General features: G+C 71.9%; 14 protein-coding genes. 8 read left to right on the top strand and 6 right to left on the bottom strand.

Annotated features, from left to right (window positions below; translation table 11 throughout):
- The first annotated feature begins 157 nt into the window (after positions 1-157).
- A complete protein-coding gene (locus ACFYPH_RS14645) occupies positions 158-946 on the top strand; it encodes a type IV toxin-antitoxin system AbiEi family antitoxin (protein WP_387181958.1) in 789 nt (262 codons plus the stop codon).
- A 129-nt stretch (positions 947-1,075) separates the two neighbouring features.
- Here ACFYPH_RS14645 and ACFYPH_RS14640 read toward each other — a convergent pair whose 3' ends face one another.
- From ACFYPH_RS14640 to ACFYPH_RS14625, 4 genes are read right to left on the bottom strand one after another with little or no spacing between them, the layout of a single operon-like run.
- Positions 1,076-2,023, bottom strand: coding sequence for an iron-siderophore ABC transporter substrate-binding protein (locus ACFYPH_RS14640; protein ID WP_355065575.1), 948 nt, complete (start codon positions 2,021-2,023; stop codon positions 1,076-1,078).
- Positions 2,023-2,946 (bottom strand): ABC transporter ATP-binding protein, encoded by a 924-nt coding sequence (locus ACFYPH_RS14635; RefSeq protein WP_387181955.1) that lies wholly within the window; start codon positions 2,944-2,946, stop codon positions 2,023-2,025. The genes ACFYPH_RS14640 and ACFYPH_RS14635 overlap by 1 nt, the downstream gene beginning before the upstream one ends.
- 20 nt (positions 2,947-2,966) lie before the next feature.
- Entirely contained in the window at positions 2,967-4,064 is a 1,098-nt protein-coding gene (locus tag ACFYPH_RS14630) for a FecCD family ABC transporter permease (protein ID WP_387181952.1), read from the bottom strand.
- Positions 4,061-5,107 (bottom strand): iron ABC transporter permease, encoded by a 1,047-nt coding sequence (locus ACFYPH_RS14625; RefSeq protein ID WP_354858335.1) that lies wholly within the window; start codon positions 5,105-5,107, stop codon positions 4,061-4,063. Before ACFYPH_RS14625 ends, ACFYPH_RS14630 begins: the two co-directional genes overlap by 4 nt.
- Positions 5,108-5,254: 147 nt before the next feature.
- Between ACFYPH_RS14625 and ACFYPH_RS14620 the strand changes: the two genes are divergently transcribed.
- Positions 5,255-5,614 carry a YciI family protein gene (locus ACFYPH_RS14620; protein WP_354858338.1) on the top strand — a complete coding sequence of 120 codons (360 nt, stop codon included), beginning with the start codon at positions 5,255-5,257 and terminating at the stop codon, positions 5,612-5,614.
- A gap of 15 nt (positions 5,615-5,629) precedes the next feature.
- On the opposite strand, the gene ACFYPH_RS14615 is transcribed toward ACFYPH_RS14620, so the two are convergent.
- Positions 5,630-5,998: a cytidine deaminase gene (locus ACFYPH_RS14615; RefSeq protein ID WP_354858340.1), complete on the bottom strand. Its 369-nt coding sequence runs from the start codon at positions 5,996-5,998 to the stop codon at positions 5,630-5,632.
- A 120-nt stretch (positions 5,999-6,118) separates the two neighbouring features.
- On the opposite strand from ACFYPH_RS14615, the gene hrpA reads away from it, so the two are divergent.
- The gene (hrpA, locus tag ACFYPH_RS14610; RefSeq protein ID WP_387181947.1) at positions 6,119-10,183 is read left to right on the top strand and encodes an ATP-dependent RNA helicase HrpA; all 4,065 of its coding nucleotides are present in this window, start codon (positions 6,119-6,121) and stop codon (positions 10,181-10,183) included.
- 49 nt (positions 10,184-10,232) lie between these two features.
- On the opposite strand, the gene ACFYPH_RS14605 is transcribed toward hrpA, so the two are convergent.
- Positions 10,233-11,162, bottom strand: a complete 930-nt coding sequence (locus tag ACFYPH_RS14605) for a LysR family transcriptional regulator (RefSeq protein ID WP_354858343.1) — start codon at positions 11,160-11,162, stop codon at positions 10,233-10,235.
- A gap of 83 nt (positions 11,163-11,245) precedes the next feature.
- On the opposite strand from ACFYPH_RS14605, the gene ACFYPH_RS14600 reads away from it, so the two are divergent.
- The 5 genes from ACFYPH_RS14600 (at position 11,246) to ACFYPH_RS14580 (ending at position 17,814) form a co-directional block, all read left to right on the top strand.
- Positions 11,246-11,929, top strand: a complete 684-nt coding sequence (locus tag ACFYPH_RS14600) for a succinate dehydrogenase cytochrome b subunit (protein ID WP_354858344.1) — start codon at positions 11,246-11,248, stop codon at positions 11,927-11,929.
- A gap of 1 nt (position 11,930) precedes the next feature.
- On the top strand, positions 11,931-13,868 hold the full coding sequence (locus tag ACFYPH_RS14595) for a fumarate reductase/succinate dehydrogenase flavoprotein subunit (protein ID WP_387181943.1): 1,938 nt from the start codon (positions 11,931-11,933) through the stop codon (positions 13,866-13,868).
- Positions 13,865-14,626 carry a succinate dehydrogenase/fumarate reductase iron-sulfur subunit gene (locus tag ACFYPH_RS14590; RefSeq protein ID WP_354858349.1) on the top strand — a complete coding sequence of 254 codons (762 nt, stop codon included), beginning with the start codon at positions 13,865-13,867 and terminating at the stop codon, positions 14,624-14,626. The genes ACFYPH_RS14595 and ACFYPH_RS14590 overlap by 4 nt, the downstream gene beginning before the upstream one ends.
- A 1,023-nt stretch (positions 14,627-15,649) precedes the next feature.
- Entirely contained in the window at positions 15,650-16,834 is a 1,185-nt protein-coding gene (locus tag ACFYPH_RS14585; RefSeq protein WP_387181940.1) for a zinc-dependent alcohol dehydrogenase, read from the top strand.
- The gene (locus tag ACFYPH_RS14580; RefSeq protein ID WP_387181937.1) at positions 16,831-17,814 is read left to right on the top strand and encodes an SDR family NAD(P)-dependent oxidoreductase; all 984 of its coding nucleotides are present in this window, start codon (positions 16,831-16,833) and stop codon (positions 17,812-17,814) included. The genes ACFYPH_RS14585 and ACFYPH_RS14580 overlap by 4 nt, the downstream gene beginning before the upstream one ends.
- Positions 17,815-17,895 lie beyond the last annotated feature (81 nt).

Raw genomic sequence — 17,895 nt, 5'->3', positions numbered from 1 at the left:
GGGGCTGCCAACGGGCAGTTCCGGCGGTCAGGGTGAGGTCATGCCTGTTTCCCCACGACGGCCGGCGAGGCTGCAGGGGCGCGTCTTCCGCGGCTCTCACGTCGTCGCTCAAGGCCTGCTCACCCGGACGGAGTTGCGCAGCGCGGCATGGCGCCCCGTGTTTCGGGACGTGTACGCGGATGCCAACCTGACGCTCACCCATCGCACTCGCTGCGCCGCCGCGGCACGGTGGGTGCTGCCACCGGGCGTGGTGATCGCTGGCCGCAGCGCGGCAGTGCTCTACGGCGCCGCATCGGCCGCCGACGCGCAGCCCGTGGAGGTGCTTGTGCCCGCCGGTCAGCGATTCGGGCCGGTATCGGGGTTCGTCGTGCACACCGGCACGCTCGCCAGCACCGACGTGGCGGTACGCCAGGGCGTCCCGCTGACCACGCCGACGCGCACCTGTTGGGATCTGGCCCAGTGGCTGCCGACAGAGGAGGCCGTCGCCATTGTGGACCGCTTTGCCCACCAACACCTGGTGGATCTCGCCCAACTGCACACGGACGCCCGAGCGCAGATCGGTAAGCGGGGCTGGAGAAGCATGGCAAGGGTGGTCGAGCTGGCCGACGCCGGGGCGGAGTCGATGCCGGAGTCCCGACTGCGGGTGCGGATCGTGCTCGCCGGGGTCACTACTCCCGTGACCCAGTTCGTCGTGGAGCGGGACGGGAAGTTCCTGGCTCGTCTCGACCTGGCCTGGCCGCATCTCAAAGTGACAGTCGAGTACGACGGATTGTGGCACCACGATCCCGAGCAGTTCCACCGCGACCGGCGTCGCCTCAACCGTCTACTCGGTGAGGACTGGATCGTTCTGCACGTCACCGCGAAGCGATTCCGCGAGGACTTCACCGGCTTCCTGACCGAACTCCGCCAAGCCCTGGCTTCTCGCGCCGGCGCCCACCCCCGCTGACCACAACGGCCAAGATCCGCGCAACTTCAGGGATCCTGCTGCCTCGCGAGCTGGTGAGGCAGCAGTTTCCCCGAAACTGCGCGGATCTTGGGGCCGCGATTGCGTGGGCACCCGCGTCTGGGGGCTTTGTCAGGCGGCGGGGAGGTACTTGGCCAGGTCGTCGAGGATCTTGTTGGCGGCGCCGACGCCGATGCCGGTCATCCAGACCTCGTCGGAGACCGGGTACGCCTTGCCGGCCTTGACCGCGCCGAGGCCCTTCCAGAGAGTGCCGCCGGCCACCTTGGCCTGCTCGGCAGCGGCCTTGTCGCCGTACGCGGTCACGAAGATGACGTCGCCGTCGACCTCGTTGATCCGCTCGGGGCTGACCAGGTCGAAGCGCTTGTCCTCCTTGTTGGCGAGCAACTGCCGCTCGGGGCGGCCGAGGCCGGTGTCGCCGATGACGATGCCGGAGAAGGAGTCCGGGCCGTACACCCGGATGTTGCCCGGGATGAACCGCACGATCGACACCTTGCGCGCGGCGGGGTCGCCGAGGGTGGCGCCGAAGTCCTTGGCCCGCTTCTCGTACGCGCCAAGCAGGTCCTTGGCCTGCTGCTCCCGGCCGAGCGCCTTGCCGTCGAGGAGGAAGTTGTCCTTCCAGGTGATGCCCACCTTGTCGGTGAACACGGTGGGCGCGATGGCGGCCAGCTCGTCGTAGAACTTCTCCTGGCGGAACTTGCTGCCGAGGATGAGGTCCGGCTTGAGTGCGTTGATCGCCTCCAGGTCGGGCTCGGTGAGCACCCCGACCTCCTTGATGCCGGCGAGCTTGTCCGCGCCGAAGTACGTCGGCCAGCTCTTCGCCTCACCGGCGGTGGCGGCGCCGACGGGGGTGATGCCCAGCGAGAGCGCCGTGTCGATCTTGTCGGTGTCGAGCACGACGACGCGCTTGGGGTCGGCCGGGACCTTGGTGGTGCCCATGGCGTGGGTGATCTCCCGGGTCTCCCCGGTGGCGGAGCCGGCGACCGGGTCGCTCTCACCGCAGGCGGTGAGGCCGGCCCCGAGGGCGACGGCCGCGGCGAGAGCGGCGACGAGACGACGCATCAGAGTCCTTTCGAGGGGTACGTGCCGGCGAGCGGGGTCGCCGCGTCGCCGGTGGCGGGTCGGGCGTCCGGGACGGACGCCGTCGACGAATCGGGGTCGCCCGCGTCAGCGGACGGGGCACCAGGGCCCGACGGCCGGGCGGCGGGGCCGCCCGTGTGCGCGGGCACCACGAGCGGCGCTCCGGTGACCGGGCAGGGGACGACGACGCAGGCCAGCCCGAAGACGTCCCGGACCAGGTCCGCGGTGAGGATCTCCCGGGGCGGCCCGGCAGCCACCACCGCGCCGGCGCGCATCGCGATCAGGTGGTCGGCGTAGCGGGCGGCCTGGTTGAGGTCGTGCAGCACGGCGACCACGGTGCGGCCGCGCTCGACGCGTAGCCGGTGCAGCAGGTCCAGCACCTCCACCTGGTGGGCCAGGTCGAGGAAGGTGGTCGGTTCGTCCAGCAGCAGGGCGTCGGTGTCCTGGGCCAGGGTCATGGCGATCCACACGCGTTGCCGCTGGCCGCCGGAGAGGCTGTCCACCGGCCGGTCGGCCAGGTCGGCCACGTCCGCCATGGTCATCGCCTCGTCCACCGCCGCGCCGTCGGACGACGACCACTGCCGCCACCACCGCTGGTACGGCTGTCGGCCGCGCCCGACCAGGTCGGCCACGGTGACGCCCTCGGGCACCAGCGGGCTCTGCGGCAGGACGCCGAGCCGACGGGCCACGTCGCGGGTGGGCAGGTCACGGATGGCGGCGCCGTCCAGCAGGACCGTGCCGCGTCGCGGGGTGAGCAGCCGGGCCATCGTGCGCAGCAGGGTGGACTTGCCGCAGGCGTTGGGGCCGACGATGACGGTGAACGCGTCGGTCGGCAGGTCCAGGGTGAGCCCGTCGAGCACGGTCCTCTCGTCGTAGCCGACGACCAGGTCGCGGGTGGAGAGCATCACACGACTCCTTGAGGGCGTCACGACGACGGCCGCCGTCCACGAAGCAACAGGAAGATCAGGTACGGGCCGCCGATCGCGGCGGTCAGCACACCGGCCGGCAGTTGGGTGGGTGCGAACAGCCGCCGACCGGCCAGGTCGGCCAGCACCAGCAGCAGCGCGCCGAGCAGCGCGGCGCAGACCAGCGGGGGCCGTTCGGCGCGGACCAGCCGGCGGGCCAGTTGAGGTGCGACGAGCGCCACGAAGTCGACGGCGCCGACCTGGGCGGTGACCATCGCGGCGACGAGCACGCCGGTGCCGGCGAGCCCGATCCGGCGGGCCACCGGACGCAGCCCGACGCCGCGCGCGGTGTCGTCGTCCAGGGCGGTGCTGTTCAGGGCCCAGCCGGCCCAGGCGAGCACCGGCAGCAGCACCAGCAGGGTGCCGGCGATCCAGGCGGCCTCGGTCCAGCCCTTGCCGGCGAGGGTGCCGATCAGCCAGATCTGCGCCCGCAGGCCGTCGATCGGGTCGGCGGTGAGCATGACCACCTCGGTGAGCGCCCGGAAGGCGAACGCGACCGCCACGCCGGCGAGGACGAACCGCTGCGCGGCCAGTCCGTGCCGGGCGCCGAGGGCGAACAGCAGCACCGCCGCCAGCAGGCCGCCGACCAGCGCGCTCGGCGCCACCAGCACCGCCGCCGCACCGCTGGTCAGCGCCACGGTCGCGGCGAGGCCGGCGCCCTGGGTGATGCCGATGACGTCCGGGCTCGCGAGGGGGTTGCGCGCCACGCTCTGGATCAGCGTGCCGGCCACGCCGAAGGCCGCCCCGGCCACCGCGGCCAGCACGATCCGGGGCAACCGCAGATCAAGGACAACGAGGTCGTACGGGGTGCCAGCCCCGGAGAGCGCGCGCAGCACGTCGGCCGGGGCGACGTACGGGGTGCCCAGGGACAGGCTGAGCAGCATCGCGAGCAGGAGCAGCACGGTCAGCACGGCGGCGACCAGCACCGACCGGCGGCGGATCTGCAAACTGACCGGGCCGACCCGCAGCAGTGACCGCCCCGGCAGCCGTGCGGAGCCGCCACCGGCCGAGGCGGCGGGGCCGGCCGGGCCGGGGACCGGGCGCTGGGTGGTCGTCACGCGGTCACCACCCGGGCGCGGCGGACCAGCACGGCCAGCAGCGGCGCGCCGAGCAGGGCGGTGATGATCCCGGCCGGTATCTCGCCGGGCGGGGCGACGAGCCGGCCGACGACGTCGGCGCCGAGCAGCAACGCGGGCCCGAGCAGGGCGGAGACGGCGAGGGTCCAGCGGTGGTCCGCGCCGACCAGGGCGCGGGCCAGGTGCGGCACGGCCAGCCCGACGAAGGCGACCGGTCCGGCGGCGGCCACCGCGGCGCCGGTCAGCAGCACCGCGGCGAGGCCACCGGTGAGGCGGACCAGCCCGATGCGGTGGCCCAGCCCTCGGGCCACGTCGTCGCCGAGAGCCAGCGCGTCCAGGCCCCGGGCCACCAGCGCCGCCAGCAGCAGCCCGACGAGGACGAACGGCAACACCTGGGCGGTGACGCCGAGGTCCCGGCCGGCCAACCCGCCGACGACCCAGAACCGGTACTCCTCGAAGGTGCGGGCGTCGATACTGAGCAGCGCGTACACCCCGGAGGCGAGACTGGCGTCGAGCGCCGCGCCGACCAGCGCGAGGGTGACCGGGCTCGCGCCCTCGCGGGCCCGGCTGGCGATGGCGAAGACCAGCAGCCCGGCGACCAGTGCCCCGGCGATGCCGAACCAGACGTAGCCGGCGAGTGTGCCGACGCCGAAGACGGAGATGGCGAGCACCACGCCGAACGACGCGCCGGCGCTGATGCCGAGGATGCGGGGCTCGGCGAGGGGGTTGCGGGTGAGCGCCTGGAACAGCACCCCGGCCACGGCGAGCGCGAGCCCGACAGCGAGGCCCAGGGCGGTACGCGGCATGCGCAGTTCCCGGACGATCGTGCTCGCGTCGCTGCCGTCCGGCGCGACGAGGGCGTGCCAGACCGCATCCACACCGAGTGGCCGGCTGCCCAGCGCGAAGCTCGCCAGCACGGCGAGCAGCAGCACCAGTGCCGCCCCGACGGTGACGGCCACCCGTCGGCCGGTACGGGCACCGGACCGGTTGCGGGCCGGCGTCGGCCGGTCGACGAGGGTGGTCACGAGCCTCCTGCACGTTCGAGCTTAGGTTCGCCTAACCTTAGCCGACCTGCAGAAAGTGACCTAACCGGCGTCGGTCGATACCGAAGCGGACGCCTCCGGTTCGCGCCGTCCCCGGCCGCCGCGCCCATCGCGCCATAGGGTGTGACCATGCGATTCGACCAGCACACGGTCGTCCTCCTGGTCCGGCCGTCGGATCCGCCGGACCTGCCACCGGAGGCGATCGACCGGGTGCAGAGCGCCCACCTGGCCCACCAGGCGGGGTTCGTGGAGCAGGGGCTGGTGCTGGCGGCCGGGCCGTTCCTGGACGCCGACGACGGCCAGCTACGGGGCTTCGTCGTGTTCTCGATCTCCCCGGACGAGGTGCGCGCGCTCTACGCCGACGATCCGGCCGTCCGCGCCGGCCTGCTCGTCGCACGGGTGACGAGTTGGATGGTGCCGGAGGGCAACGTGCGGTTCGAGAGCGTGCCGATGCCCCGGTCGATGCTGGAGGCGGCCTCCGGCGACTGAGGCCAGCCGAGCTCGTCAGCCGAGCAGGCCCTCGATCGGGACCACCCGCAGGTCGTCCCCCTCGCCGACGATCACTCGCAGCGACGGAAAGTAGGCGGCGAGCACCTGCCCGCACCGGTCGCACGGCTCGACGACCTCGCGTCCCCGGTCGGTGACCGTGACGATCGTCTCCAACTCGGTCACGCCCTGCGTGGCGGCGGTGCCGATCACGACCAGTTCCGCGCAGATGTCCCCTTTATCGTGCTGGACGTTCACGCCGGAGAACACCCGCCCGTCAGCGGTCCGGGCGGCCGACGCGCCGGTATGGCGCTGGCTGCGGCACCGCAGTTTGGCGACCGCCGTGGCGGCCTGCACCAACGCCCGGTCGGTGTCCCGCAGCTCCATCCCGGCCCCCCAGCGCTCGACGTCGGCCGCAACTCTAGACGGCCGTCCCCGCGCTGCCGCACCCCTCGCGCGGTAACCCAGGGGCGATCCGCCGCCGCGCTGCCTATCCTTGGGCACGACATGCAGAATCCAGCCGCCTCCGCCGCGACCGATCCCGTCCGCGAGCTGCACCGCCGCCTCACTCCCCTGATGTTCCGCGACCAGCGCCGGCTCCAGCGGCGCCTCGACGGTGCCCGCAAGCTGCGCGACCCGCAGCGCCGGGATGCGGCGCTGACCGAGATCACCGCCGAGCTGACCCGGGCCGAGCAACGGCTGGCCGCCCGACGGGCGGCGGTGCCGGTGATCACGTACCCGGCCGGGTTGCCGGTCAGCGAGCGCAAGGACGACATCGCCGCCGCCATCCGTGATCACCAGGTGGTGATCGTGGCCGGCGAGACCGGCTCCGGCAAGACGACCCAGATCCCCAAGATCTGCCTGGAGCTGGGGCGCGGGGTGCACGGCCTGATCGGGCACACCCAGCCTCGGCGGTTGGCCGCCCGGACGGTGGCCGACCGCATCGCCGACGAGCTGGGCACCGAGCTGGGTGACGTGGTCGGCTACAAGGTGCGCTTCACCGACCAGGTCAGCGAGCGCAGCCTGGTGAAGCTGATGACCGACGGCATCCTGCTGGCCGAGTTGCAGACCGACCGGATGCTGCGCCAGTACGACACGTTGATCATCGACGAGGCGCACGAGCGCAGCCTCAACATCGACTTCATCCTCGGGTACCTGCGGGAGCTGCTGCCCCGGCGTCCCGACCTCAAGGTGATCATCACCTCGGCGACCATCGAGACCGACCGCTTCGCCCGGCACTTCGCCGGCCCGCCCACGGCCGACGAGCCGCAGGGCGTGCCCGCGCCGGTGGTCGAGGTCTCCGGGCGCACCTACCCGGTGGAGGTGCGCTACCGGCCGCTGGTCGAGGTCGCCGACGGCGAGGAGGAGGGCGACGGCGACGAGGAGAACGTCCGCGACCAGATCCAGGCGATCGGCGACGCCGTCGAGGAGCTGGCGGCCGAGGGCCCCGGCGACATCCTGGTCTTCCTCAGCGGCGAGCGGGAGATCCGCGACACCGCCGACGCGCTGGGCAAGCTGGTACAGAAGAAGCGCTCCCTGCTCGGCACCGAGATCCTGCCCCTGTACGCCCGGCTGTCCAGCGCCGAGCAGCACCGGGTCTTCGCCGCGCACAGCTCGCGCCGGGTGGTGCTCGCCACCAACGTCGCGGAGACCTCGCTGACCGTGCCCGGGATCAAGTACGTGGTCGACCCGGGCACCGCCCGCATCTCCCGCTACTCCAGTCGGCTCAAGGTGCAGCGGCTGCCGATCGAGCCGGTCTCCCAGGCGTCGGCCAACCAGCGCAAGGGCCGCTGCGGGCGGACGTCCGACGGCATCTGCATCCGCCTCTACGACGAGCAGGACTTCCTGTCCCGCCCCGAGTTCACCGACCCGGAGATCCTGCGCACCAACCTGGCGTCGGTCATCCTCCAGATGACCGCGATCGGGCTCGGCGACCTGGCGGCGTTCCCGTTCATCGACCCGCCGGACAAGCGCAACATCACCGACGGCGTCAACCTGCTGCACGAGCTGGGCGCGCTGGACCCGACCGAGGCCGACCCGGCGAAGCGGCTCACCGCGCTGGGCCGGCGGCTGGCCCAGCTACCGGTCGACCCCCGCCTGGCCCGGATGGTGGTCGAGGGCGAACGCAACGGTTGCGCCACCGAGGTGCTGGTGATCGCCGCCGCGCTCTCCATCCAGGACCCGCGCGAACGGCCGGCGGAGAAGCAGGCCCAGGCCGACCAGGCGCACGCCCGGTTCGCCGACAAGGAGTCGGACTTCGTCGCGTACCTCAACCTGTGGCGCTACCTGCGCGAGCAGCAGCGGGAGCTGTCGTCCAGCGCGTTCCGCCGGATGTGCAAGGCGGAGTACCTGAACTACCTGCGGATCCGCGAGTGGCAGGACATCGTCAGCCAGTTGCGCCAGGTGCTGCGTACCCCGGCGGAGAGCGACCGGCGGGGTGGGCGGCCGGCGCGCGACACCTCGGACGAGGCGGATGCCGGCCGGGGCCGGCGCGGTGGCGCGGACCTGCCGGAGGAGATCGACACCCCGAAGGTGCACCAGTCGCTGCTGCCGGGTCTGCTGTCGCACATCGGGCTGAAGGACACCCAGAAGCACGAGTACCTGGGAGCGCGGGGCGCGAAGTTCGCGCTCTTCCCCGGGTCGGCGTTGTTCAAGAAGCCGCCGCGCTGGGTGATGGCCGCCGAGCTGGTGGAGACCTCCCGGCTCTGGGGCCGCATCGCCGGCCGGATCGAGCCGGAGTGGGTCGAGCCGCTCGCGCAGCACCTGGTCAAGCGCAGCTACAGCGAGCCGCACTGGGAAAAGAAGCAGGCCGCGGTGATGGCCTACGAGAAGGTCACCCTGTACGGCATCCCCCTGGTCACCTCCCGCAAGGTCAACTTCGGGCGGATCGACCCGGCGCTGAGTCGGGAGCTGTTCATCCGGCACGCCCTCGTCGAGGGCGACTGGCAGACGCACCACCGGTTCTGGGCGGACAACAAGCGCCTGCTCGCCGAGATCGAGGAGCTGGAGAGCCGGGCGCGACGCCGGGACATCCTGGTCGACGACGAAACCATCTTCGGCTTCTACGACCAGCGGATTCCGGCCGACGTGTCCTCCGGCCGGCACTTCGACAGCTGGTGGAAGAACACCCGCCGGGACCAGCCCGACCTGCTCACCTTCACCCGCGAACTGCTCATCAACGACGGCCGGGCCGGGGTGGACGAGAGCGACTACCCCGACGAGTGGCAGGCCGACGGGGTGAGTCTGCCGCTGACCTACCGGTTCGAGCCGGGCACGCCGACCGACGGCGTCACCGTGGACATCCCGCTGCCGCTGCTCAACCAGGTGCCGGCGGAGACGTTCGACTGGCAGGTGCCGGGGCTGCGCGAGGAGACGGTGATCGCGCTGATCCGCTCGCTGCCCAAGCCGATCCGCCGCAACTTCGTGCCGGTGCCGGACTACGCGCGGGCCGCGCTCGCCGCGATCACACCCGGCGAGGAGCCGTTGCTGGACGCGCTCACCCGCCAACTGCGGCGGATGACCGGCGTCACCGTGCCCCGCGACGCCTGGGAGCCGGGCAAGCTGCCCGCACACCTGCGGGTCACCTTCCGGGTCCTCGGCGACGACGAGAAGCCGGTCGCCGAGGGCAAGGACCTGCCGGCCCTGCAACGTCAACTGCGCCAGGAGGTACGCCAGGTGGTGGCGGCCGCCGCGCCGGAGGTCGCCCGGACGGGCCTGCGCGAGTGGAGCATCGGCACCCTGCCTCGGACCATCGAGCAGGTCCGCGCCGGCTACGCGGTGACCGCGTACCCGGCGCTTGTCGACGAGGGCGCCACGGTCGGGGTGAAGGTGTTCGACTCCCCCGCCGAGGCGGAGGCGGCGCACTGGGCGGGCACCCGCCGATTGCTGCGGCTCACCGTGCCGTCCCCGGCCCGGTTCCTCCAGGGCCGGCTCAGCAACGAGGCGAAGCTGGCGCTGAGTCGCAACCCGCACGGCGGCGTGCAGGAGCTGATCGAGGACGCGGCGGGCGCGGCCATCGACCGGCTGATCGGCGACGCCGGTGGGCCGGCGTGGGACGCCGAGGGGTTCGCGGCGCTGCGCGAGAGGGTTCGCGCCGACCTGGTCGACACCGTCGTCGAGGTGATGGACCGGGTCCGCCGGGTGCTCGCCGCCGCGTACGCCGTCGAACAGCGACTCGGCGCCACCCGCAACCTCGCCGTGGTGGCCGCGCTCGCCGACATCCGCAAGCAGCTCGCCGGGCTGGTGCACGCCGGTTTCATCACCGAGACCGGGTACGCCCGCCTGCCCGACCTGCTGCGCTACCTGACCGCCATCGAGCGCCGGCTGGACCGCCTGGGCGGCAACCCCCAGCGGGACCGGCAGCAGCAGGACCGGATCGCGGTGGTGCAGAAGGAGTACGACGACCTGCTCGCCGCCCTGCCGCCGGCACGCCGGCAGGAGGCGGCCGTCCGGCAGATCCGCTGGATGATCGAGGAGTTGCGGGTGAACGTCTTCGCCCAGGCGCTGGGCACCCCGTACCCCGTCTCCGAACAGCGGATCTACCGGGCGATGGACGACGCCGAGGGCCGCTGAGACCGACGGACCGGCCGGACGCGACGGCGGCCGGCCGGGCCTGAGGGCTTCACAGTGGTTCCACGCCGGGCGGAAGCTCGCCCCGGTCGATCGCCGACTGGATGTAGTCGAGCAGGATCCGCCGCAGTTCCCGACCCGCGTGGGTCGGCACGATGTCGCGGCGGCGGGCCACCGCGATGGTCCGCCGCACCCCGGGCGGAGCGAGGGGCGTGATCCGCACGCCCGGCCTGCGGGCCAGCACGATGCCCGGCACCAGCGCGATGCCGAGCCCCGCCTCGACGAAGCTGAGCACCGCGTCCATCTCACCGCCGTCCACCGCGAAGCTCGGTTCGAAGCCCGCCTCGCGGCACGCCTGGATGGTGGCGTCGCGCAGGTCGTAGCCCTCGCGGAACATCACCATCGGCTGGTCGCGCAGGTCGGTGATGCGCAGCTCGCCGGTCGGCGACGCGGTGGGCACCTCCCCCACCGAGGCCACCACCAGGCTCTCCCGCAGGATCGGGTCGACCCGCAGGCCCGGGTCCGCGCCCTGGGCCGGCATGATGATCAGGGCCAGGTCGAGGTCACCGCGGAGCAGGTTCCGGACGAGATCCTGCGAGCCGCCCTCCTCGACGCGTAGGTCGACGGTGGGATGCGCGTCGCGGAACCGGCGCAGAACGGGCGGGGCGAGCGAGGTGGCGAGGCTCGGGGTCGCGCCGAGCCGGACGCGACCCCGCCGGAGCCCGACCAGCTCCTGCACCTCCCGGGTCGCGGTCTCCACGTCGGCGAGGATCCGGGTCGCCAACGGCAGGAGCACCTCGCCGGCCGCGGTGAGGGCGATGTTGCCCCGTACCCGCTCGAACAGCGGTGCCCCGAGGTCGGTCTCCAGAGCGTGAATTTGCTTACTGAGAGAAGGCTGAGTGATGCCGACGATGTCGGCGGCTTGGGTGAAATGTCGTACTTCGGCCACCGCAACGAAGTACCGGAGCTGATGGAGCTGCATCTACATAGCCTAAGGCTATTAACACTGCGAGTTTGATGCATTGGACGACTGATCGAAGTGCTCCTAGCGTCGGTCCCGTGGTAATGACGAAAACTCGGTCGCCCATTCGCTCGAACGTCGGCCTCAAGGCCGTCATGGCGGTGACGGGCATCCTGCTGGTGCTGTTCCTGATCGCGCACATGCTCGGGAACCTGAAGGTGTTCACGGGGGAGACCTCGTTCGACCACTACGCGCACTGGCTGCGCGACATCGGCAAGCCGCTGCTGCCCGGTGTCTGGTTCCTGTGGATCCTGCGCACCGTCCTCGTGGTGGCCGTCGTCGCCCACATCTGGGCCGCCACCGTGCTGGCGTTGCGCGCCCGCGCCGCCCGACCGGTGAAGTACGCCCACCGCAAGAAGGTCCGGGGCAGCTACGCGGCCCGCACCATGCGCTGGGGTGGCGTGATCATCCTGCTGTTCGTGATCTACCACCTCCTGGACCTGACCACCGGCACGCTCAACCCGGTCGGCAACGAGGGCAAGCCCTACGGCAACGTCGTCGCCGACTTCGCGCCGGAGCGCTGGTACGTCACGCTCTTCTACACCCTGGCGATCGTCACGCTCGGCTTCCACCTGCGCCACGGCGCGTTCAGCGCGTTCCGCAGCCTCGGCCAGCAGACGCCCCGGGGCGAGCGTCGGGCGCGCAACGCCGCGCTCGTCTTCGCCGTGGTGCTCTGCGCCGGATACCTGGTGGTCCCGTTCGCCGTTCTCACCGGATTGGTGTCCTGACATGGAACTCTTCACCGAGGGCGACCCGATCGCCGACACGAAGGCTCCCGCCGGCCCGATCGAGAAGCGCTGGGAGACCCGGCGCTTCGAGGCCAAGCTGGTCAACCCGGCCAACCGCCGCAAGATGACCGTGATCGTGGTCGGCACCGGCCTGGCCGGCGGCTCGGCCGCGGCGACGCTGGCCGAGCAGGGCTACCACGTCAAGTCCTACTGCTACCAGGACAGCCCGCGCCGGGCGCACTCGATCGCCGCGCAGGGCGGCATCAACGCCGCGAAGAACTACCGCAACGACGGCGACTCGGTGCACCGGCTGTTCTACGACACCGTCAAGGGCGGCGACTTCCGCTCCCGGGAGTCGAACGTGCACCGCCTGGCCGAGGTGTCGGTCAACATCATCGACCAGTGCGTCGCCCAGGGCGTGCCGTTCGCCCGCGAGTACGGCGGCCTGCTGGACACCCGATCCTTTGGCGGCGCCCAGGTGCAGCGCACCTTCTACGCCCGGGGTCAGACGGGCCAGCAGCTGCTGCTCGGCGCGTACCAGGCCCTGGAGCGGCAGATCGGCCTGGGCAACGTCGAGATGAACTCCCGGCACGAGATGCTGGAGCTGGTCATCGTCGACGGCAAGGCCCGCGGCATCGTCGTCCGCGACCTGGTCACCGGCGAGATCAGCACCGAGATGGCCGACGCGGTCGTGCTCGCCTCCGGCGGCTACGGCAACGTCTTCTACCTCTCCACCAACGCCAAGGGCTGCAACGTCACCGCCACCTGGCGGGCGCACCGCAAGGGCGCGTACTTCGCCAACCCCTGCTACACGCAGATCCACCCGACCTGCATCCCCGTCTCCGGCGACCACCAGTCGAAGCTGACGCTGATGAGCGAGTCGCTGCGCAACGACGGCCGGGTCTGGGTGCCGAAGACCAAGGGCGACGACCGCAACCCGCGCGACATTCCGGAGGACGAGCGGGACTACTACCTCGAGCGGATCTACCCCTCCTTCGGCAACCTGGTCCCCCGCGACATCGCCTCCCGCGCCGCGAAGAACGTGTGCGACGAGGGTCGGGGCGTCGGGCCGACCAAGCTCGGCGTCTACCTCGACTTCGCCGACGCGATCGGCCGGCTGGGCCGCAAGGCCATCGAGGCCAAGTACGGCAACCTCTTCGAGATGTACGAGCGGATCACCGGCGAGGACCCGTACGAGGTGCCGATGCGGATCTACCCCGCCGTGCACTACACGATGGGTGGCCTGTGGGTCGACTACGACCTCCAGTCGAGCATCCCGGGCCTGTTCGTGATCGGCGAGGCGAACTTCTCCGACCACGGCGCGAACCGCCTCGGCGCCTCGGCGCTGATGCAGGGCCTGGCCGACGGCTACTTCGTGCTGCCCACCACGATCGCCAACTACCTGGCCTCGGGCCCGCTGGAGAAGGTCGACGCCAGCCACCCGGCGGCGGTCGAGGCGCGTACCGACGTCGAGGACCGGATCCAGCGGCTGCTGGCCGTCAACGGGGACCGGACCGTGGACTCCTTCCACCGTGAGCTGGGCCAGATCATGTGGGAGCACTGCGGCATGGAGCGCAGCGAGGCCGGGCTGCGCAAGGCGATCGGCGAGATCCGCGACCTGCGCGACGCGTTCTGGCAGCGGGTCAAGGTGTCCGGCACGGGCGAGGAGCTGAACCAGTCGCTGGAGAAGGCCGGCCGGGTGGCCGACTTCTTCGAGCTGGCCGAGCTGATGTGCATCGATGCCCTGCACCGCGAGGAGTCCTGCGGAGGGCACTTCCGGGCCGAGTACCAGACCCCCGACGGTGAGGCGCAGCGCGACGACGACCGGTTCGCGTACGTGGCGGCCTGGGAGTTCACCGCCACCGGTGAGCCCTCGGTCCTGCACAAGGAAGACCTGAAGTTCGAATACGTCCACCCCACGCAGCGGAGCTACAAGTGAACCTGACCCTGCGCATCTGGCGCCAGAAGGGCCCTGAGGACAAGGGTCGGATGGTGACCTACCCGGTCAACGACGTGTCCCCGGACATGTCGTTCCTGGAGATGCTCGACGTGCTCAACGAGCGGCTGATCCTCGACGGCGAGGACCCGGTGGCGTTCGACCACGACTGCCGCGAAGGCATCTGCGGCATGTGCGGCCTGATGATCAACGGTGACGCGCACGGGCCGCAGCGCGGCACCACCGCCTGCCAACTGCACATGCGGCAGTTCACCGACGGCGAGACGATCGACATCGAACCGTGGCGGGCCAGCGCCTTCCCGGTCATCAAGGACCTGGTGGTCAACCGGGGCGCCTTCGACAAGATCATCGCTGCCGGTGGCTACATCACCGCGCCGACCGGCAGCGCACCCGAGGCGCACTCCACCCCGGTCGCCAAGGCCAACGCGGACGCCGCCTTCGAGTCGGCCGCCTGCATCGGCTGCGGCGCGTGCGTGGCGGCCTGCCCGAACGGCTCCGGCATGCTCTTCACCGCCGCCAAGCTCACCCAGCTCTCGCTGCTGCCTCAGGGCCAGCCGGAGCGCTACACCCGGGTGATCGGCATGGTCGACGCGCACGACGAGGCCGGTTTCGGCGGCTGCACCAACGCCGGCGAGTGCACGGTGGCCTGCCCGAAGGGCATTCCGCTGAACACGATCGGCCGGCTCAACCGCGACTACCTCGCGGCCACCACGAAGGGCGGCAACACCCCCGGCTCCTGACCCGCCGCCCCGGCCAACCCGGCCCTTTCTAGCCACTCCTGGCCACCCTGACCGCCGTGCCCCGACCCTCGGGGCACGGCGGTCAGGCGTTCGGTGGGCACCCGCCGAACGCAGCGACCGTCCCGGTCCGACTCCGGCCCGCCCCGCCCCGGCCCTGGCCCGGTGGGCCTGGCCCGAGCGCAAGATCCACTCCATATCGCCGATGCGGCGGTATCCGAGGGCTGGGATGCCGCCGCATCGGCGAAACGGAGTCGATCATGCCGCCGCACCCTCGGCGTACGTGCCGCTTCGGTCCAGCGCGGTTGACAAAAAGGGTGAATGCCCGCGATTTTCGCCACCTCCGGGGGCGTTAGACGGGCAGCACGACCAGATCGACTCGGGTTCCAGGAAGTCGGGCTGTCCCGGCGCCCACGACACCCCGACTTCCTGGAACCCGAGTCGATCAAGAGGCGACCGCCTCCCCATCGGGGCAGGAGCACATTGCGGCCACCCCCGCACGGGCCAGCGACCACCGCGCCCAGCGACGAACACACCGACAGCCGCCCAGCCCCGACCACGAACGGCCACGCCAACCCCGACCGCACGCACGGCAACCCAACACGAACCGCGAACGGCCACGCCAGCCCGAACGCACGCACGACCCAGCCCAGACCACGAACGGCGCCAGCAGCGAGCACACGCACCAGGACCCGCCCCGACCACGAACGGCACGCCAACCCGAACGCACGCACGACCCAGCCCAGTCCACGAACGGCGTCAGCAGCGAACGCACGGACGGCGACCAGCGCGGGCTGGGGGCGACCGTGCCCGGCGCAGGGATCAAGCCTGACCGCCCGGAGCCGGGCACGGTCGCCCCCAGCCCCAACCGCAACCACCACCAAGCCCGCCAAGCCCGCCAAGCCAGCAAGCCAGCCAACGCCAGCCAACGCCAGCCGAAAGCACCGACACGGCCGTCGGTCGCAGCCGGTTCAACCGTCCTCCCCCGGGTAGCAGTCAGGCAGGACCGAGGGAGGGCAGCCGGACATGAAGGCGTTGACCTGGCACGGCAAGCGGGACGTACGGGTCGAGGAGGTGCCGGATCCCCGGATCGAGGAGCCGACCGATGCCATCGTCAAGATCACGTCTACGGCGATCTGCGGCTCCGACCTGCACCTGTACGAGGTGCTGGGGCCGTACCTGAAGCCCGGCGACGTCCTGGGTCACGAGCCGATGGGCATCGTCGAGGAGGTCGGGTCGGAGGTGACCGGGCTCAAGCCCGGCGACCGGGTGGTGGTGCCGTTCAACATCTCGTGCGGCAGCTGCTGGATGTGCCGCCGCCAGCTCTACGCCCAGTGTGAGACGACCCAGGTGACCGGCGAGGGCAAGGGCGCGGCGCTGTTCGGCTACACCTCGCTGTACGGTTCGGTGCCCGGGGGGCAGGCCGAGTACCTGCGCGTTCCGCAGGCCCACTTCGGACCGATCGTCATCCCGCAGAGCGGCGCCGACGAGCGGTTACTTTACCTCTCCGACATCCTGCCGACGGCCTGGCAGGCGGTGAGGTACGCGGACACGCCACCGGGCGGCACGCTTGCCGTATTCGGGCTGGGACCGGTCGGCCAGTTCTGCGCCCGGATCGGCCGTCACCTCGGCGCCGGCCGGGTCATCGGACTGGACCTGGTGCCCGAGCGGTTGGAGCTGGCTCGCCGGCACGGGATCGAGGTGCTCGACGTCCGCGAGTTGTCCGACGTGCCGGGCGCGCTGATCGACCTGGTCGACGGGCGCGGGCCGGACGCCGTCATCGACGCGGTCGGCATGGAGGCGCACGGCTCGCCGGTCGGAAAGCTGGCCCACGCGGCCGTCGGGCTGCTGCCGGACAAGCTCGCCCAGACGATGACCGACCGGGTCGGCACGGACCGGCTCGCCGTCCTGCACGCCGCCGTGAAGGCGGTCCGTCGCGGCGGCACCGTGTCGCTCTCCGGCGTCTACGGCGGCGAGGCCGACCCGATGCCGATGATGGAGATGTTCGACCGGGGCATCCAGTTGCGCATGGGGCAGTGCCATGTGCGCCGGTGGACCGACGAGATCCTGCCGCTGCTCTCCGGCGACGACGACCCCCTGGGCGTGGAGGACCTGCGCACCCACCGGCTGCCGCTGAGCGAGGCGCCCCGGGCGTACGACATGTTTCAGAAGAAGGAGGACGGCTGCATCAAGGTCGTGCTCGCACCATGAGCCGGGTGGTGGTGGTCGCGGGCGCGACCAGCGGAATCGGCCGGGCGACGGCCCGGGCGTTCGCCGAGCGCGGCGACCGCCTGGTGCTCGCGGCCCGCGCGCCGCAGACCCTTGCCGAGGTACGCGCGGAGTGCGCCGACGTCGAGGTTCTGACCGTACCGACGGACGTCACCGAGGCGGGCGCGCTGGAGGCGCTGGCGGAGGCGGCGATCGAGCGGTTCGGCCGCATCGACGTCTGGGTGCACACCGCGGCGGTGATGGCCTACGGGCGTTTCGACGAGGTGCCGGAGCGGGTGTTCGAGCAGGTGGTGCGGACCGATCTGCTGGCCGCCGCGGGTGCGGCCCGGGTGGCGCTGCGGCACTTCCGGGCCACCGGCGCCGGCACGCTGATCCTCACCGGGTCGGTGCTCGGGCACATCACCGCTCCGTGCATGAGCGCCTACGTGACCAGCAAGTGGGGGTTGCAGGGGTTGGCCCGGACGATCCAGCAGGAGCTGCGGGACAGCCCGGAGATCCGGCTGTGCCTGGTCAATCCGGGCAGTGTGGACACTCCGGTGTACCAGCAGGCGGCCAATTACCTCGGTCGGGTCGGCCGGCCCCCACCGCCGGTCGCCGGGCCACAGCGGGTGGCCCGGGCCATCGTCGACTGTGTGGACCGTCCCCGTCGGGAGGTATCGGTGGGCCGGCTGAACGTGGTGCTGCGGGCCGGTTTCACGGTGCTGCCGGGCGTCTACGACGTGCTGGTCGGGCCGTTGATGCGGCTGGCCGGCCTGAGCGGGCGGCCGGTCCCGGCGCACGACGGCACGGTCTTCGCCCCGAACCCGGCCGGCGAGTCGGTCCGCGGCGGCCACCTGCCCGACCCGCGGCAGTTCGTCCGCGCCAGGTCCGGCCCGGCAGTGCAGCCTCGCGGGCCGGCCGCGCGGCTCCGCGGGGCGGCCGCCGGCGTGGTCGGCGCCGTGCTGCGCCGACGGCACGGCTGACCTGTTCGGGATCGTTCGGGACTTCTCTGGGGGCATCGTGCGTCGATCAACTCGCCTAGGGTGGTGGGCCGGCAAGCGCTC

It is taken from the genome of Micromonospora sp. NPDC005252 (assembly GCF_042872475.1).
In the GTDB taxonomy this organism is placed as follows: domain Bacteria; phylum Actinomycetota; class Actinomycetes; order Mycobacteriales; family Micromonosporaceae; genus Micromonospora.
The sequence above is the reverse complement of the archived record's forward strand: the minus strand, read 5'-3'. Positions and strand labels throughout refer to the sequence as shown.

Coding starts and splice junctions, on each gene's coding strand:
- ACFYPH_RS14640 (WP_355065575.1), bottom strand. CDS start 2,023: ATGCGTCGTCTCGTCGCCGCTCTCGCCGCGGCCGTCGCCCTCGGGGCC.
- ACFYPH_RS14635 (WP_387181955.1), bottom strand. CDS start 2,946: ATGCTCTCCACCCGCGACCTGGTCGTCGGCTACGACGAGAGGACCGTG.
- ACFYPH_RS14620 (WP_354858338.1), top strand. CDS start 5,255: ATGCGATTCGACCAGCACACGGTCGTCCTCCTGGTCCGGCCGTCGGAT.
- ACFYPH_RS14615 (WP_354858340.1), bottom strand. CDS start 5,998: ATGGAGCTGCGGGACACCGACCGGGCGTTGGTGCAGGCCGCCACGGCG.
- hrpA (WP_387181947.1), top strand. CDS start 6,119: ATGCAGAATCCAGCCGCCTCCGCCGCGACCGATCCCGTCCGCGAGCTG.
- ACFYPH_RS14605 (WP_354858343.1), bottom strand. CDS start 11,162: ATGCAGCTCCATCAGCTCCGGTACTTCGTTGCGGTGGCCGAAGTACGA.
- ACFYPH_RS14600 (WP_354858344.1), top strand. CDS start 11,246: ATGACGAAAACTCGGTCGCCCATTCGCTCGAACGTCGGCCTCAAGGCC.
- ACFYPH_RS14595 (WP_387181943.1), top strand. CDS start 11,931: ATGGAACTCTTCACCGAGGGCGACCCGATCGCCGACACGAAGGCTCCC.
- ACFYPH_RS14585 (WP_387181940.1), top strand. CDS start 15,650: ATGAAGGCGTTGACCTGGCACGGCAAGCGGGACGTACGGGTCGAGGAG.
- ACFYPH_RS14580 (WP_387181937.1), top strand. CDS start 16,831: ATGAGCCGGGTGGTGGTGGTCGCGGGCGCGACCAGCGGAATCGGCCGG.